Source organism: Nonomuraea sp. NPDC005501 (genome assembly GCF_040605905.1).
Taxonomy (GTDB): Bacteria; Actinomycetota; Actinomycetes; order Streptosporangiales; family Streptosporangiaceae; genus Nonomuraea.
The window spans coordinates 71126-87847 of sequence record NZ_JBEXDT010000016.1 but is presented as its reverse complement, the minus strand read 5'-3'; the positions used below and the strand labels follow the sequence as shown (position 1 = coordinate 87847).

Genomic DNA, 16722 nt, shown 5'->3' with positions numbered 1-16722 from the left:
CGTCATGGACATCCGGTCATCGAGAACACAGGCGTTCGCCATGGCATTCACCGAGGCGGACGTAGCGGGGGCACGCGGCGCGGTGGAGCGCTTCGCGCAGGCAAACGGCCTGGCGGAGGAGCGCGCCGTGGACCTCGTGTTGGCCACCAACGAGGCGGTCGTCAACGCGATCGCCTACGGCGAGGGAAGGGGGGTGCTGCGGCTGTGGAGAGACGGCGACGACATGGTGTGCGAGATCCGCGACCACGGAGCCGGGATAGCGGAGCGGACACTGGACAAGGTGGATCCGCCGCCCATGACCTCGGCGGGCGGCTGGGGCATCTGGCTCATGCGGCGTCTGGCCGATGACGTCACCATCACGACCGGCCCGGACGGCACCGCCGTGCGCATCGCGATGTCGCTGGGCGACCGGCGGCACGACGCGTCCTGACGGCACGCGCCCGTCCACGCACGCCACCACCCTCCGACCGGCCGTCCACCTCCGACCGGCCGTCCACTACCGACCGGCCGACCACCTCGGACCGGCCGACCACCGGCAGGCCGACCACCTCAGGCAGGCGACCCCGTGAACTCCGAACGCGGTGAGGCGGACCCGCCTCCGCTGCTCGACACGTTCTTCGAGCAGGACACCCTGACCGGCACGCGCGCCGAGACACAACGGGTCGCGGGCGAGAACGGGCTCATCTCCACCCGCCTCGTCGACTTCGTCATGGCGGTCAACGAGTGCCTGGTCAACGTCGTCACCCACGCAGGCGGGCGCGGCAGGCTGCGCCTGTGGCGCGACGGCGAACGGCTGCTGTGCGAGATCCGCGACTTCGGTCCCGGCATCCCGGCGTCGTACCTGGAGGACACCGGCCTGCCCGCCCCCTCCCAGGTGGGCGGGCGCGGCATATGGCTGATCCGCCGCCTGACCGACGGCGCCGCCTTCGCCACCGGCCCCGCCGGGACGACCGTCCACATGGTGATGAAGACCACCGGATAGGGCCGCCTGACAGGGCCGCCCGACAGGGCCGGGCGATAGGCTGCGGCCATGGGGCTCCGCAGCGCGCAGTGGTACTCGGGTGACGACCGGAACTCCTACATCCACCGGGCCTGGATGCGCCGCGGCCTGCCCTCCTCCGCCTTCGGCGGCGACCGGCCGCACATCGCGATCGCCAACACCGCCTCCGACCTCACCCCCTGCAACTCCCACCTCGACGAGGTGGCAGCGAGCGTGCGGCAGGGCGTGTGGGCCGCCGGCGGCGTCCCGCTCGACCTGCCCGTCGTCTCCCTCGGCGAGACCAACGTCCGCCCCACCGCGATGCTGTGGCGCAACCTGGCCGCCATGGCCACCGAGGAGATGCTGCGCGCCAACCCGATCGACGGCGTGGTCCTGCTCGGCGGGTGCGACAAGACGACCCCGTCGCTGCTCATGGCCGCCGCCTCGGTCGACCTGCCCGCCCTCGTCGTCCCCGGCGGCCCCATGCTGACCGGCCACTTCCGCGGCGTACCCCTCGGCTGCGGCACCGACGTGTGGCGGCTCAGCGAGGAGGTGCGCGCCGGCACGCTGTCGCGCGAGGCGTTCCTGCGCTCCGAGTCGTCCATGATCCGCAGCCGCGGCCACTGCAACACCATGGGCACCGCCTCCACGATGGCCTGCATGGCCGAGGCTCTCGGCATGACCCTGCCCGGCACCGCCGGCACCCCGGCCCCCGACAGCCGGCTGCTGGAGCTCTCGCACGCCGCGGGGGAGCTGGCCGTCGAGCTCGTCCGGCAGGAGCGCCGCCCCAGCCAGGTGATGACCCGCGGCTCGTTCCTCAACGCGATCGTCACCCTGGCCGCCATCGGCGGCTCCACCAACGCGGTGATCCACCTGCTGGCCATCGCCGGCCGCCTCGGCGTGCCGCTCGACCTCGACGACTTCGACCGCACCGGCGCCGGCGTCCCCCTGCTGGCCGACCTCCAGCCGGCCGGGCGCCACCTCATGGACGACCTGTTCCGCGCCGGCGGGCTGCTCGCCCTGCTCCGGGAGGTCGAGGACCTGCTCGACCCGGCCGCGATCACCGTCACCGGCCGGCCGCTCACCGCGTACCTCGCCGAGGCCGAGATCTGGGACGAGACCGTCATCCGGCGCCGCGCCGACCCGCTGCTGGCCGACGCGGGCATCGCCGTGCTGCGCGGCAACCTGGCCCCCGACGGGGCCGTCATCAAGCCCGCCGCCGCCTCGCCCGAGCTGCTGCGCCACCGCGGCCGGGCCGTCGTCTTCGACAGCGTCGAGGACCTGCGCGCCCGGCTCGACTCGCCCGACCTCGACGTGGACGAGACCTCCGTCCTCGTGCTGCGCGGCTGCGGCCCCAAGGGCTACCCCGGCATGCCCGAGGTCGGCAACCTGCCGCTGCCCGCCAAGCTGCTCGCCAAGGGCGTGCGCGACATGGTGCGGATCAGTGACGCCCGCATGAGCGGCACCGCCTACGGCACGGTCGTCCTGCACGCCTCGCCCGAGGCCGCCGCCGGCGGGCCGCTGGCCCGGGTCCGCACCGGCGACCCCGTCGTGCTCGACGTGGCGGCCAGGCGGCTCGACGTGGACCTGCCCGAGGGCGAGCTGGCCGCCCGCGACCCCGTCATGACCGGCCACGCCCGGCCCGTACGCGGCTGGGAGCGCCTCTACGTGGACCACGTCACCCAGGCCCACCAGGGCGTGGACCTCGACTTCCTCGCCGGGTCGAGCGGAGACCGGGTGGGCCGCGACTCCCACTGACCACCCCCCGCCTCCCCGCGGCGCCGGTTCCGGCCGCGGCAAAGAGTGGGCTGCGCCGTGCGCGGAATCGGCTCGCCTGGGTACGGGGTTACGGAACCATGTGAACCGTGTGATCGGATTGACGGCACCCTTAACGACGCAGGAGGACACGTGAGCGGCGACATCACCCACAGCCAGGAGTGGGCGGCGCTGGGCAAGCACCACGAGGAGCTGGCCGGCAGGCACCTGCGCGAGCTGTTCGCGGAGGACCCGGGGCGCGCGGAGCGGATGACGCTGACCGCCGGCGACCTGTTCCTCGACTACGCCAAGCAGCGCGCCACCGGCGAGACCCTCGACCTGCTCGTGGCGCTGGCCGAGCGGGCCGGGCTGCGCGAGCGGATCGACGCCATGTTCTCCGGCGAGCACATCAACGTCAGCGAGGACCGCGCCGTCCTCCACGTGGCGCTGCGCATGCCCGCCGGCGCGGAGCTGACCGTCGACGGGCAGGACGTGGTCGGCGACGTCCACGCCGTGCTCGACAAGATGAGCGGCTTCGCCGAGCGGGTCCGCTCCCAGGAGTGGCGCGGCGCGACCGGGCAGCCCATCACCACCGTCGTCAACATCGGCATCGGCGGCTCCGACCTCGGCCCCGCCATGGCCTACGAGGCGCTGCGCGACTACGCCGACGCCGGCATCGAGGCCCGCTTCGTCTCCAACATCGACCCGGCCGACATCACCGGCAACCTCGCCGGCCTCGACCCGGCCACCACCCTGTTCGTGGTCAGCTCCAAGACGTTCACCACGCTGGAGACGCTCACCAACGCCAAGGTCGCCCGCCAGTGGCTGGTCGGCGCGCTCGGCGAGGAGGCCGTGGCCAAGCACTTCGTGGCGGTCTCCACCAACGCCGCGAAGGTCGCCGAGTTCGGCATCGACACCGACAACATGTTCGGCTTCTGGGACTGGGTCGGCGGCCGCTACTCCTACGACGGCGCCATCGGCCTGTCCCTGATGGTCGCCATCGGGCCGGAGCGGTTCCGCGAGATGCTGGCCGGCTTCCACACGATCGACGAGCACTTCCGCACCGCTCCGTTCCACGCCAACATGCCGGTCCTGCTCGGCCTGCTCGGGGTGTGGTACACGGACTTCTTCGGCGCCGAGACCCGCGCCGTCCTGCCCTACAGCCAGCGCCTGCACCGCTTCCCCGCCTACCTCCAGCAGCTCACCATGGAGTCCAACGGCAAGTCCGTGCGCGCCGACGGCGAGCCGGTCTCCACCGACACCGGCGAGATCTTCTGGGGCGAGCCGGGCACCAACGGCCAGCACGCCTTCTACCAGCTCCTCCACCAGGGCACGCGGCTCGTCCCGGCCGACTTCATCGGGTTCGCCGAGCCGTTCGAGGACCGCGAGGGCATGCACGACCTGCTCTCGGCCAACCTGTTCGCGCAGACCTCCGCGCTGGCGTTCGGCAAGACCGCCGAGGAGATCGCCGGCGAGGGCACCGCGGCCGGGATCGTGCCGCACAAGGTGATGCCCGGCAACCGGCCCACCTCCACCATCCTCGCGCCGAAGCTCACCCCGTCCACGCTGGGACAGCTCGTCGCCCTGTACGAGCACATCGTGTTCGTCGAGGGCACCGTCTGGGGGGTCGACTCCTTCGACCAGTGGGGCGTCGAGCTGGGCAAGAAGATGGCGCTCGACCTCGCGCCCGCCCTCACCGGCGAGGAGCCGCCCACCGGCCTGCCCGACCCGTCCACCGCGCAGCTCGTCCGCCGCTACCGCGAGCTGAGGGGCCGCCGCGCCTGACGGATTGACGGGGCGGGCCGGGTGACCGGAGGATCCTTTTCATGCCTGTCATCCCGGTTCCCGGGCGCGACCACACCTGGGCCGCCCTCACCCCCGCCACCGCCTACGTCTTCGGCGTCGAGAGCGGCGACGACACCCGCGTCGTCCAGCACTACTGGGGGCCGAGGCTGCCCGGCGCCGCGTTGGGTGAGGTCGCCGACGCGGTCCCGGCGTGGATCGCCACCGGCTTCCTCGACCCCGCCGACGCGGCCGAGCTGCTGCCCGTCGACGGGGGGCGCCGCTGGGGCGTGCCGTCGCTGCAGGCGGTCTACCCGGGTGGCGTCCGCTCCGTCGAGCTGGCCTTCGACCGGGCCGTCCAGCACGGCCCGGACGAGCTGGAGCTGGTGCTGCGCGACCAGGTCTACGGGCTGTGCGTCGGCCTGCGCGTGCGCGTCCACGACGACACCGACGTGATCGAGCGCTGGACCGAGGTGGCCAACGACTCCGGCGAGCCCGTCCACCTCCAGCGGCTCGACTCCGGGGCGTGGGCGGTGCCCGAGCAGGCCGGGTTCGGCTACGCCGGCGTGGCCGGCGGCTGGGCCCGCGAGACCCAGCTCCACCGGGGCGAGCTGCCGCCCGGCGAGACCACGTTCACCAGCAGGACCGGCACGACCTCGCACAAGGCCAACCCGTGGATCATGATCGGTGACGCGTCCGAGACGGGCGGCGAGGTGTGGAGCGTCGCGCTGGCGTGGAGCGGCTCGTGGCGGCTCACCGCGCAGCGCCGCCCCGAGGGCGACCTCGCCGTCACCGCCGGGTTCGGCCACGAGGGCCTCACCTGGTCGCTCGCGCCGGGCGGCTCGCTGCGCACGCCGTCCGTGCTCGGCCTGCACACCACCGGCGGGTACGGCGCGGCCAGCCGCGCCTGGCACGCCTACGCGCGCGGGCACGTCCTGCCCACTCCTGCCGAGGAGCGGCCCGTCCTGTACAACTCGTGGGAGGCCACCGGCTTCGACGTCAGCGAGGACGGCCAGCTCGCCCTCGCCCGCCGGGCCGCCGAGCTGGGCGTCGAGCTGTTCGTCGTGGACGACGGCTGGTTCGGCACGCGCACCGACGACACACGCGGCCTCGGCGACTGGTGGCCGAACCCGGACCGCTTCCCGCAGGGCCTGGGCAAGCTGTTCGACGGCGTCCGCGAGCTGGGCATGCAGGCCGGGCTCTGGGTGGAGCCCGAGATGGTCAACCCCGACAGCGACCTCTACCGCGAGCACCCCGGCTGGACGCTGCACTACCCGGGCCGCCGCCGCGACACCATGCGCCACCAGCTCGTCCTCAACTTCGCCCGCGACGACGTGCGCGCCTGGGCGCTCGGCTGGCTGGACGGGCTCGTCGCCGAGTACGGCCTGGCCTACCTCAAGTGGGACATGAACCGCAGCTTCAGCCAGGCCGGCTGGGCCGAGGGCGGCGACCTGCTGTGGATCGAGCACACCCGCGGCGTCTACGCCGTCATGGACGAGGTGCGCGCCCGCCACCCCGGCCTGCGGATCGAGTCGTGCTCGGGCGGCGGCGGCCGGGCCGACTTCGGCATCCTGCGGCGCACCGACCAGGTGTGGACCTCCGACAACACCGACGCCCGCCACCGCCAGACCATCCAGGAGGGCTTCTCCTACCTGTACCCGGCGAGCGCGATGTCGTGCTGGGTCACCGACAGCCCCAACCCGATCAGCGGGCGGGAGGTGCCGCTGCGCTACCGCTTCCACGTCGCCATGGCCGGCACGCTCGGCATCGGCGGCGACCTGGCCAGGTGGAGCGAGCAGGAGCTGGCCGAGGCGCGGGAGCTCGTCGCCGCGTACAAGGCCGTGCGCCCCGTCGTCCAGCACGGCGAGCTGCACCGCCTGACGGGGTCGCCGGGCACCAGCGCGTCGGCCGTGCAGTACACGCTGGGGGAGCGGGTGGTGGTGTTCGCCTACAACCCGTACACGCTGGACGAGCGGCCGCCCCGGCGGCTGCGCCTGGCCGGGCTCGACCCCGAGGCGCTGTACGAGGACGAGGCGGGGGTGCGCCGGCACGGGGCCGCGCTCATGCACCACGGCCTGGTCGTGCCGTCCTGGTCACTGTCCGGGACCGACTATCGCAGCGAGATGCTGGTGCTGCAGCGCGTAGAGGGCAGATCATGACGAGATGGACATCATGCAGCTGATCGAGAAGTCCCGCGACGCGGCGAACGTGAAACGGGTCTTCGGTGAGCCCCTGCGCCAGGGCGACGTCACCGTGGTCCCGGTCGTCCGCGTCTTCGGGGGAGGCGGTGGCGGCAGCGGCAGCCGCCGGGGAGGGGAAGGGAAGGACGGGGAGGAGGGCAGCGGCGGCGGCTACGGCTACGCCGCCACGCCCGCGGGCGCCTTCGTGATCAAGGACGGGGACGTGCGCTGGCAGCCCGCGGTGGACGTCAACCGCATCGTGCTCGGCGGCCAGATCGTCGCCGTCGTGCTCCTGCTCACCCTCCGCTCCATCCTCAAGAAGCGCCGCCGCTAGATGTATTGACCCGCAGCGCTCCTTGCGCACGTCGCGGAGGGCGTGCGGCGGGAGGAGCGGTGACTCTCAGGCGGGGAGCAGGCCGTGGGCGTCCGCCAGGAGCTCCAGGGAGCGGAGCCACGCCTTCCGGTCGGGCGCCGCGGAGACGACGATCAGCTCGTCCGCCTGGGCGAGCCGGGCGAAGCCGGCGAGGTACTCCTCCACCTCCGCGGGGTTCCCGACGGCCGAGTACGTGGTCATCTGCGCGATCTGCCGGCCGGCGGGGGACAGGAGGATGCTGTCGGCCTCCTCCGGCGTCAGGGTGCGGCCGGGGGTGAGGAACCGGCTGACCCTCATGCGCTTGGCCGCCAGGAACTGCTCCTGCGCCTCCTCGGTGGTGTCGGCCGCGATGACGTTGACGCCGGCGATGACGTACGGCTGCGCCAGCTGCGCGGACGGCTTGAACTCGCGCCGGTACACGGCGACGGCCTCCTCCAGCGCGGTGGGCGCGAAGTGGGAGGCGAAGGCGTACGGGAGGCCCAGCGCGGCGGCGAGCGTGGCCCCGAACAGGGAGGAGCCGAGGATGTACAGCGGCACGTCGGTGCCCTTCCCGGGCGTCGCGTCCACGCCCGGGATGCGGGACTGGCCCGTCAGGTAGCCCTGGAGCTCCAGGACGTCCTCCGGGAAGGCGTCGGCGGACATCGGGGTGCGGCGCAGGGCCCGCATGGTCTGCTGGTCGCTGCCGGGCGCCCGGCCGAGGCCGAGATCGATGCGCCCGGGATGCAGGGTCTCCAGGGTCCCGTACTGCTCGGCGATGGTCAGCGGGGCGTGGTTGGGCAGCATGACACCGCCCGCTCCGAGGCGGATCGTCCGGGTGTGCGCGGCCACGTGGGCGATGAGGACGCTGGTCGCCGAGGACGCGATGGAGGGCATGTTGTGGTGCTCCGCGTACCAGATCCGCCGATAGCCCCACTCCTCGGCGTGCCGGGCCAGGTCCACGCTGGCGTTCAGGCTGTCGCGCGCCGTCTCCCCGTCGCCGATGTAGGCGAGATCGAGGATCGAGAGTGGAAGAGCCATGGGGGTCAAGCCTTTCGTCGCGGGCGACCAGTGGTATGCGGGCCGGCGGTCCGGTTCCTCGCACGCTGTGCAACCACCGCGGGCGCGTGCTTATTTCGCGGAGGTCGCGTACGGCCGCGGCCGACGGCGGGCTGCGAAAGTCCCATGCCCTCACGGGGCCCTTTGTGGCAGCATGGCCGGCGGGCCGGCGATCATGCCGACTCGCTGTAACGGCCGCTGTCACGGCCGGTCTCGAAAGGGTTTGAACGGATGCGCAAGACGATGAAGGCTCTCGGTCTGGCTGCACTGCTCGGTGCCGGGACGATCGTCATCAACCCCGCCCCCGCCCTGGCCGCGGGCTACACCCCGGAGGCGGCCTGCGCCAAGCAGTCCGGGTACGGCGGCTGGACCCACGTCTCGGACAACAAGCGGACGCTGAAGAACGGCAACTCCGTCTGGGGCTACGTCTACCTGATGTGGAACCACAGCCACCTGACCAACTGCGTCACGGTGATCAAGACGGCCTACGCCGGCACCCCCACCTACACCCAGGCCATCCTCAAGCTCCAGGGCGGCGGCGCCTACCGCGACCCCGGCACCCTGACCGCCAAGAAGTACAAGTACTTCGCGGCCGCCATCGGGTACGGCAAGAAGCAGTGCGTCGACTTCGAGGGCTACACCACCGACACCCGCAGGGACTACGGCATCGCCTCGGCCAAGCGCGGACGCTTCGCCAACTGCGGCTGACCGGCGAGGGCGCCGCTAAGCGACCGTGACCCCCAGCAGGTGGCCCAGGCCGAAGGTCACGGCCGCGGCGCCGACGCCCAGGGCGAGCTGGCGCAGGCCGCCCAGCCACCACGGCCGGGCCGTCATGCGCGCCACCGCCGCGCCGAACCCGAACAGCGCCAGCACGCTCAGCACCACCGCCACCGTCAGCCCCGACGCCCCGAACAGGAACGGCGCCAGCGGCACCAGCGCCCCCACGGCGAACGCCCCGAACGACGACGCGGCGGCCAGCCGCGGCGAGGGCAGGTCGTCGGGGTCCACGCCCAGCTCCTCGCGCACGTGGACGCGCAGCGCCTGCTCCGGGTCGGCCGACAGCCCCGCCGCGACCTTGCGTGCCAGCTCGGGGTCCAGCCCGCGCGCCCGGTAGAGCGCGGCCAGCTCGGCCTGCTCGCCCTCCGGGTTGCGGGCCAGCTCGCGGCGCTCCACGGCGATCTCGGCGCGCATCAGCTCGGTCTGCGACTTCACGGACGTGTACTCGCCGGCGGCCATCGAGCACGCGCCCGCCACCAGCCCGGCGAACCCGGCCAGCACCGCCCCGCGGCCCGCGCCCGCGGCGCCGACCACACCGGCGATCAACGCGAAGTTGGAGACGAGTCCGTCCATGGCGCCGAACACGGCCGGCCGCAGCCACCCGCCGGTCACGTCACGGTGGGTGTGGTGCTGTTCGGGGGAGTACGGCTGCGCGAGCTCCACGGTCATGAAAAAGCCTCCAAATGCCTATATCTCCCTGAAATTTAGGCATAGTTCCGGAGGAGCCGCAACGAAGGGGAGGCTTGCCTGACCTGCGGCGTTACCGGGAGAGCGGGAGGCGACTCGAACGCCTGATCGGGCCTGGTCGCGTCCCTGGACGTGCTCACCGGGTGACCGTGAAGGGGGGCGCAGCGATCCCTGTGCTCGTGCGCCCGCCTTCGCGGATTCGGCCTCCGGACCTCAGGGGCCGGCGCGCAGGATCGGCCGTGCCCGGTCCGCGGCAGTTCGTCCCGCGCCCGGTCCGGCGGCGTGCCGGGGCGCGGGCAGGGCGACGCCGTGGATGAGCGCCGAGCAGTCGGCGATCGCCCCCGTCAGCAGCTCCCGCAGCAGCGTGTCCGGGTCGGGGATGCACGCCTGCACGATCCCCACCACCGAGAGCTGCACCGCGTTGGGCGCGGCGTAGCGGCGGAAGCCCTTCTCCGTGATGCGCGCCGCCCGGCTGAAGTTCCTCGCCTGCTCGGCCGCGCGCGGCACCTGGGCCATCGCCCATTCGCTGCGCTCGCCCATCCGGCCCGACGGGACCCCGTCGAGGCGGCACAGCATCTCCTCGGCCGCCAGCACGGACACCGCCAGCGCCAGTTGCCGTTCGGCGGCGGCCACCGGCAGCGCCGTCGTCGCGCACCTGATCGCGATCCGGGCGTCGACGCGCAGGTCGTCGCTGGCCAGGCCGATGATGGACGGGACGAGCCCGATGAGCTCACCCCGCTTGTCGTCGCTCGTGTTGTCGTTGACCAGGCGGGCGAGCGCGGCCAGCAGCGGGTGCGTGCAGGCCGGGTGGTCGCTCCACCGCTCGCCGGCGAGATAGGACGCCAGCTCCATGAAGCAGGCACCGCGCTTCGGGTTGCGATGTCTCCCTCGGGACAGGACCGGCATGAGATCAAGGTGATTGTCCACGGGTGCTCCAACTCGACGGATCGCCGTCTTTCCAGTCTGCGCCGCAGATCGCGTGAGCGCCAGTGATGGGATGTTCCCGTCGTACGCACCCGGACCCCCGAGGCCGCCGTTCGCGTCCACTGGCCCGGCTCCCGTCGTCGCCTTCGCCTTCGCGGGCAAGCCGGGTGACGCCCGTGGCCGCCGACCCGAACGCATGGGTATGTCTTTTCGCGCCCGGCGCCGGTGGACGGCTTGTCGCCGCTGTCCGGCTCGGGCGGGCGGGTTCTGCGGGTGGGCCCGCCGGGTAGGTAGCTGGTCGGAGACATCGGGACAGGGGGCGCCGGGTCATCGGCGAGGCGTGAACGGTCCGCGGCGGCGTCCTCGCCACCAGGAGAACCCAAGGCCGACAGCACGATCACAGAGATCGAAAAGGAGAGCGCCCGGGGACGGGCCCGTGCTAGGTTGCCGACACTTCTCGACTTGAGCACCGGGCGGCGGCCGGGGTTGCCACAGCCGCGCGGGGCTCCTCATCCGGATGGGGGCACCGACGGTGAGGTGGGCGCTGCTGCTCGCTGCCGCGACGACGCTGTGGTTGGCACAGCCCGCCGCGGCCGAGGTCGCCGAGGTCATGGACACGGCGCGGACGCCGCAGACGGCGGCGCTCTCCACGGGTCCGGCGGGGACGGCCGGCGAGGGGCGGGTCGTGTTCGTGGGCGTGCCCGGCCTGCACTGGGACGACCTCGACCCGGCCCGCACGCCCAACCTGTGGCGGCTGGCCGGTCAGAGCGCGCTCGGCTCGGTGTCGGTCAAGACCGTCGGCACCGTCGCCTGCCCGTACGACGGCTGGCTGACCGTGTCGTCCGGCGTCCGCTCCGCGGTCGGCCACGGCTGCGGGCTGCCGCCCGAGCCCCAGGTCAGCGGCGAGGGCGCGGTCGTGCCCGGGTACCGGGAGCTGCGCGGCCTGCGCGACGGCGCGTACGCGGGCACGCTCGGCCAGGCCGTGCACGCCGCCGGCCAGTGCACGGCGGCGGTCGGCGGGGGAGCGGCGCTCGCCCTGGCCGACCTGGAGGGCAAGGTGGACGTGTACGCGCCCGAGCCCGCCGCGCTGGCCGACTGGTCCCGCTGCCGGGTGACGGCCGTGGACGTGGACGAGCTGATCACCCCGTACCTCTCCGGCGGCAGGCTGCCCGCCGAGCCCGAGGCGCTCACCCCGGCACGGCGCGAGGAGGCGGTGCGCGCCGCCGACGCGAAGGTCGGCGAGGCGCTCGCCAAGGTGCCCGCCGGCAGCGACGTCGTCCTGGCCGGCATCGGCGACCACGGCACCGTGCCGCACCTGCGCGTCGCGATGTGGAAGGGCGCCGGGGCCGAGCCGGGGGCGCTGCTCGGCACCACCTCGACCAGGCGCGAGGACATCGTCATCCTGCCCGACATCACGCCCACCGTGCTGGCCGCCGCCGGCATCGAGGCGCCGCCGACCGTCGTCGGCGTCCCATGGCGGCCCGGCGGCGTGCTGCCGCTCGGCGAGGCCGCCGCCCACCTGCGCGAGGCCGACCTGACCGGCACCACGGTGCGCTCCACGACCGGACTGTTCTTCACCGGGTTCGCCGTCGTTCAGGTGTCGTTCTACGTCGTCGCCTACCTGCTGCTGACGCGCCGCAGGCGGCCCTACGCGGTGGGCGTCGCGGCCCTCGCCGTCGCCTCGATCCCCGTCTCCACGTACCTGGTGAACCTGCTGCCGTGGGTGCGGGCCGGTGTGCCGGCCGCGGCGCTCGTCGGCGGGGTGCTGGGCCTGGCCGCCCTGATCGTGGCGGCGGCCCTGGCCGGCCCGTGGCGGCGTCATCCGCTCGGGCCGCCCGCCGTGGTCGCCGGCGTCACCGCCGCCGCCCTGGTCGGCGACCTGCTGAGCGGTACGACCCTGCAGTTCAACAGCCTCATGGGCTACACCGCCGTGGTGGGCGGCCGCTACTACGGGCTGGCCAACATCCCGTTCGCGCTGCTGGCCACCGCCGTGCTCATGGTGACCGCCGTCGCCGCCGACCACCTGGTGCGCGTCGGGCGCAGGAGGGTGGCGGTGGCGCTGGTCTCCACGCTCGGCCTGATCGCGATGCTGCTGGCCGGCTGGCCCGGCGTGGGCAGCGACTTCGGCGGCGTGATCGCGTTCGTGCCCGGGATCGCGGTGACGGCGATGCTGGTGGCCGGCAAGCGGGTGTCGGTGGTCAAGCTGGCCGGGTTCTGCGTGCTGGGCGGCGTGGCGGTGTCGATCATCGCGATCCTGGACCACACGCGGCCCGTCGCGGCGCAGACCCACCTCGGCCGGTTCGTCGGCCAGGTGATCGACGGGACGTTCCTGCCGATGATCGGCCGCAAGCTCGGCGCGATGCTCAACACCATGCTGTCGCCCAACCTCATGCCGATCGTGATCGTCGGGTTGGCGTTCCTGGTGTTCGCGCTGCTGCGGCCGGCCAAGGTGAGCGCGGGCCTGGTGCCGCAGGCGTTCGCCCGGGCCCCGATGCTGCGGGCCGGCCTGGTGGGCGCGCTGGTCAGCGGCGTGGTGGGCATGCTCGTCAACGACTCCGGCACGGCGGTGCTGTCCATGGCCGTGTCCTTGGCCGTGCCGCTGGTCCTGTACGCGGGGCTGCGCTCGCCGGAGGCCGCCAAGCCGGCGGACGCGGCGGCGGCGGAGGACGCGCAGGACGTGGAGCGCCGCGGAGCGGCCCCCACCCCGGCCTGAGCACCCACCCCCCTCGCTCCTGAAGTTTTCTTTTAGTTCATTGCCAAGTCTTGAAAGTTATAGCCACGAGCGATTGAGTTCGGTCGTGCAGACCCTCCGTTACGTGGCCGCCGCCGCGTCCGTGCTCCTCTTAGGTGTCGCGGTCCCGGCGCAGGCCGACCCCCAAGCTCCCGCCGAGGACGCGCTCAAGGCGTCGTCCTACACCCCCGCCTCCACGCTGCTCGCCGACGCCGCGGCCACCTCCACCACCGCCACCCAGCGGCTGGAGACCGACAAGCGGACCAGGCCCGTCGCCCCCGGCGTCTCGCTCACCTCGTTCGACCGCTACGACGCGCTCGGCTGGCTGCGCGGCGACGCCCTCACCGCCGACCTGGGCAGCGCCAAGGCCGACTACGTGTACTCCGGCGAGGTCACCAAGACCGAGCCGCTGTCCGGCCCGGCCGGGCGGGCCCGTGCCGTCGCCGCCGTCAACGGCGACTTCTTCGACATCAACGCCTCCGGCGCCGCCCAGGGCGTCGGCGTCCAGGACGGCACCCTGATCCAGTCGCCCGTGGCCGGCCACGAGAACGCGGTCGCCATCACCGGCGACGGCGTCGGCCGCGTCCTCAAGGCGTACTTCGAGGGCGCCGCCACTCCCTCGGGCGGCGCGCCGATCGGTCTCACCCAGTTCAACCAGGTCATCCAGAAGGACGGCGTCGGCCTGTTCACGCCGCTGTGGGGCTCGTACACGCGGGCCCGCGCCGTCGAGGGCGCCTCCGCCGTCACCGAGGTGGTGCTGGTGGACGGGGTCGTCACCGAGGTTCGGCAGGCGGCCGGCACCGGGGCCATCCCGGCGGGCACCGCCGTCCTGCTCGGCCGCGACGCCGGCGCCGCCGCGCTGGCCGCGCTCAAGGCCGGCGACCACGTGGACGTCGCGTACCGGCCCAAGGCGTCCGACGGCAGCACGCTCAAGGCCGCGGTCGGCGGCAACTACGTGCTGATCAAGGACGGCGTCGTGCAGACCTCGTCCGACCCGGCCGCCCACCCGCGCACCGCGGTCGGCTTCTCCGCCGACGGCCGCAAGATGTACCTGCTGACCGTGGACGGCCGCCAGGCCGACAGCCGCGGCGTCACCCTGAACGAGCTGGCCGCCATGATGGCCGAGCTGGGCGCCGCCAACGCCCTCAACATGGACGGCGGCGGCTCCTCCACGCTGCTGGCCCGCGAGCCCGGCCAGGCCGCCGTCCAGGTCGAGAACAGCCCGTCCGACGGCGGCGAGCGGCACGTGCCCAACGGCCTGGCCCTGTTCGCGCCCGAGGGCAGCGGCAAGCTGAAGGGCTTCTGGCTGGAGACCGCCGGGGACCCGTCGCGCGTGCCCGGCACCGGCCCCGTCGCGGGCGGCCGGCCCGACCGCGTCTTCCCCGGCCTCACCAGGCGGCTGAGCGCCGCCGGCTACGACGAGACGTACGGCCCGGCCGCCGGCACCCCGTCGTGGCGCTCCGAGCCGGCCGTCCACGGCGTCGTCCGCGACGGCAGATTCCACGCGCTCGTGCCCGGCCAGACCACCGTCACCGCCTCCCGCGGCGCCGCCAAGGGCACGCTGGAGCTGACCGTGCTCCAGCCGCTCCAGCGGCTCGGCCTCACCACCGACCGCGTCGGCCTGCCCGGCGCCTCGGGCACCGCCTCGTTCGGCGTCGTCGGCTACGACCGCAACGGCAACTCCGCGCCCATCGAGCCCGCCGACCTGTCCCTGTCGTACGACAAGGACCTGTTCGAGGTGACCCCGGCCGACCAGGGCTACTTCACGGTCAAGGCCAGGAAGGAGACCGGCTCCGGGCTCATCACCGCCAAGGTGGGCCAGGTCAGCGCCGCCGTGCCCGTCACCGTCGGCTTCGAGGACAAGCCGGTCGCCGGGTTCGACGACGCCGCGTCCTGGACGTTCGCCGCCGCCCGCGCCACCGGCTCGCTGTCGGCCGCGACCGGGCAGAGCGGGGGCGGCCTCAAGCTGTCCTACGACTTCACCCAGTCCACCGCCACCCGCGCCGCGTACGCCAGCCCGCCGCAGCAGATCGTGGTGCCGGGGCAGCCGCAGGGCTTCGGGATGTGGATCAACTCCACCGGCAAGGGGGAGTGGCCCAGCCTGGAGTTCTACGACGCGCTCGGCCAGTCGCAGATCCTGCGCGGGCCGTACATGACGTGGACCGGCTGGAAGTACGTCGAGTTCGCCGTGCCGGCGGGCGTCAACTACCCGCTGCGCCTGCGGCGCTTCTATGTGGCCGAGACGCGCGCCGACACGAAGTACACCAACGAGATCCTCATCGACGGGCTCGTCGCCAAGGTGCCGCCGTCCGTGTCGGCCCCGGCCGCCGCCAAGGTCGCCGACCCGGTGGTCAGGCCGGACGTGGCGGCGATGCCGTGGCGGTTCGCGGTCATGTCGGACGCGCAGTTCGTCGCCCGCGACCCCGACAGCGACATCGTCCGCAACGCCCGCCGCACGCTGCGCGAGATCAAGGCGGCCGAGCCCGACTTCCTGATCATCAACGGCGACCTCGTCGACGAGGCGTCGCCGGAGGACTTCGCGCTGGCCAAGCGGATCCTGGACGAGGAGCTGGGCGGCACCGTGCCGTACCACTACGTGCCGGGCAACCACGAGGTCATGGGCGGCAAGATCGACAACTTCGAGGCCGTGTTCGGCGACACGTACGGGACGTTCGACCACAAGGGCACCCGGTTCGTCACGCTCGACACCTCGCGCCTCAACCTGCGCGGCGGCGGCTTCGAGCAGGTGGCGCTGCTGCGTTCGCAGCTCGACGCCGCGGCCCGCGACGCCTCGGTCGGGTCGGTGGCGGTGCTGTTCCACGTGCCGCCGCGCGACCCCACGCCCGGCAAGGGCAGCCAGCTCGGCGACCGCAAGGAGGCCGCGCTGGTCGAGCAGTGGCTCGCCGACTTCCAGCGGACCACCGGCAAGGGCGCCGCCTACATCGGCGCGCACGTCGGCACCTTCCACGCCTCGCGGGTGGACGCGGTGCCGTACTTCATCAACGGCAACTCCGGCAAGAACCCCGCCACCTCCGCCGATGACGGCGGGTTCACCGGCTGGTCGCTGTGGGGCGTGGACCCGGTGACGCCGAAGGAGGCCGAGCAGGTCAAGCGGAACTGGTTCGTGGACGCGCCGGCCTGGATCGGCACGCAGGTGCGGCCGCACGTGGACGAGCTCACGCTCACGGTGCCCGCCACGCTCGCCCCCGGCGGCACCGGCCGGGTCACGGCAGAGGTCAAGCAGGGGACGCGGGCCGTGCCGGCCTCCTACCCGGTGTCGGCCGCCTGGTCGGGCTCGCCCAACCTGCACGTCGGCCCCGCCCGGACGGCCAAGCCGTGGCACGTGGCGGTGCTCGACCCGGAGACGGGCACGCTGACGGCGCGGCGCGCGGGACAGGTGACGGTCGCGGTCACGGTCAGCGGGGTCACCCGCCAGGCCACGGTCGCGATCTCGGCCAAGGCAGCCGCCTGACGCCCCGAGGGCGCTCGCCTCACCCGG

At 73.5% G+C, this 16722-nt stretch carries 12 protein-coding genes; 9 read left to right on the top strand and 3 right to left on the bottom strand.

Going from position 1 to position 16722, the window contains the following annotated elements; all coding sequences use genetic code 11:
• Positions 1-4 precede the first annotated feature (4 nt).
• The 6 genes from ABZS51_RS11790 to ABZS51_RS11765 all read left to right on the top strand — a co-directional run bounded on the left by ABZS51_RS11790 (position 5) and on the right by ABZS51_RS11765 (position 7030).
• Positions 5-430, top strand: coding sequence for an ATP-binding protein (locus tag ABZS51_RS11790; protein WP_355438911.1), 426 nt, complete (start codon positions 5-7; stop codon positions 428-430).
• A 135-nt stretch (positions 431-565) separates the two neighbouring features.
• Positions 566-982, top strand: a complete 417-nt coding sequence (locus ABZS51_RS11785; RefSeq protein ID WP_355438909.1) for an ATP-binding protein — start codon at positions 566-568, stop codon at positions 980-982.
• A gap of 48 nt (positions 983-1030) precedes the next feature.
• Positions 1031-2737: an IlvD/Edd family dehydratase gene (locus ABZS51_RS11780; RefSeq protein WP_355438907.1), complete on the top strand. Its 1707-nt coding sequence runs from the start codon at positions 1031-1033 to the stop codon at positions 2735-2737.
• A gap of 150 nt (positions 2738-2887) precedes the next feature.
• On the top strand, positions 2888-4519 hold the full coding sequence (pgi, locus tag ABZS51_RS11775; protein WP_310710123.1) for a glucose-6-phosphate isomerase: 1632 nt from the start codon (positions 2888-2890) through the stop codon (positions 4517-4519).
• Positions 4520-4560: 41 nt separating this feature from the next.
• Complete coding sequence (locus ABZS51_RS11770; protein ID WP_355438904.1) at positions 4561-6675, top strand: alpha-galactosidase; 2115 nt, start codon at positions 4561-4563, stop codon at positions 6673-6675.
• Between the two features lie 4 nt (positions 6676-6679).
• Positions 6680-7030: a spore germination protein GerW family protein gene (locus ABZS51_RS11765; protein WP_355438902.1), complete on the top strand. Its 351-nt coding sequence runs from the start codon at positions 6680-6682 to the stop codon at positions 7028-7030.
• 66 nt (positions 7031-7096) lie between these two features.
• Here the strand turns inward: ABZS51_RS11765 and ABZS51_RS11760 are convergent, their stop codons facing one another.
• Positions 7097-8086 (bottom strand): LLM class flavin-dependent oxidoreductase, encoded by a 990-nt coding sequence (locus ABZS51_RS11760; protein ID WP_355438900.1) that lies wholly within the window; start codon positions 8084-8086, stop codon positions 7097-7099.
• 249 nt (positions 8087-8335) lie between these two features.
• On the opposite strand from ABZS51_RS11760, the gene ABZS51_RS11755 reads away from it, so the two are divergent.
• A complete protein-coding gene (locus tag ABZS51_RS11755) occupies positions 8336-8812 on the top strand; it encodes a hypothetical protein (RefSeq protein ID WP_310710115.1) in 477 nt (158 codons plus the stop codon).
• Positions 8813-8827: 15 nt separating this feature from the next.
• Here ABZS51_RS11755 and ABZS51_RS11750 read toward each other — a convergent pair whose 3' ends face one another.
• On the bottom strand, positions 8828-9550 hold the full coding sequence (locus tag ABZS51_RS11750; RefSeq protein ID WP_310710113.1) for a VIT1/CCC1 transporter family protein: 723 nt from the start codon (positions 9548-9550) through the stop codon (positions 8828-8830).
• 231 nt (positions 9551-9781) lie between these two features.
• Positions 9782-10495 carry a hypothetical protein gene (locus tag ABZS51_RS11745; protein WP_355438898.1) on the bottom strand — a complete coding sequence of 238 codons (714 nt, stop codon included), beginning with the start codon at positions 10493-10495 and terminating at the stop codon, positions 9782-9784.
• 514 nt (positions 10496-11009) lie between these two features.
• Here ABZS51_RS11745 and ABZS51_RS11740 point away from each other — a divergent pair.
• Together ABZS51_RS11740 and ABZS51_RS11735 are read left to right on the top strand one after the other, a co-directional pair.
• A complete protein-coding gene (locus tag ABZS51_RS11740) occupies positions 11010-13205 on the top strand; it encodes a hypothetical protein (RefSeq protein WP_355438896.1) in 2196 nt (731 codons plus the stop codon).
• 85 nt (positions 13206-13290) lie between these two features.
• Positions 13291-16695 (top strand): phosphodiester glycosidase family protein, encoded by a 3405-nt coding sequence (locus tag ABZS51_RS11735; RefSeq protein ID WP_355438894.1) that lies wholly within the window; start codon positions 13291-13293, stop codon positions 16693-16695.
• Positions 16696-16722 lie beyond the last annotated feature (27 nt).

Excerpts from the sequence above, each read along its gene's own strand:
- ABZS51_RS11790 (WP_355438911.1), top strand. The coding sequence starts at position 5 with ATGGACATCCGGTCATCGAGAACACAGGCGTTCGCCATGGCATTCACC.
- ABZS51_RS11780 (WP_355438907.1), top strand. The coding sequence starts at position 1,031 with ATGGGGCTCCGCAGCGCGCAGTGGTACTCGGGTGACGACCGGAACTCC.
- ABZS51_RS11770 (WP_355438904.1), top strand. The coding sequence starts at position 4,561 with ATGCCTGTCATCCCGGTTCCCGGGCGCGACCACACCTGGGCCGCCCTC.
- ABZS51_RS11765 (WP_355438902.1), top strand. The coding sequence starts at position 6,680 with ATGGACATCATGCAGCTGATCGAGAAGTCCCGCGACGCGGCGAACGTG.
- ABZS51_RS11760 (WP_355438900.1), bottom strand. The coding sequence starts at position 8,086 with ATGGCTCTTCCACTCTCGATCCTCGATCTCGCCTACATCGGCGACGGG.
- ABZS51_RS11755 (WP_310710115.1), top strand. The coding sequence starts at position 8,336 with ATGCGCAAGACGATGAAGGCTCTCGGTCTGGCTGCACTGCTCGGTGCC.
- ABZS51_RS11750 (WP_310710113.1), bottom strand. The coding sequence starts at position 9,550 with ATGACCGTGGAGCTCGCGCAGCCGTACTCCCCCGAACAGCACCACACC.
- ABZS51_RS11740 (WP_355438896.1), top strand. The coding sequence starts at position 11,010 with ATGGGGGCACCGACGGTGAGGTGGGCGCTGCTGCTCGCTGCCGCGACG.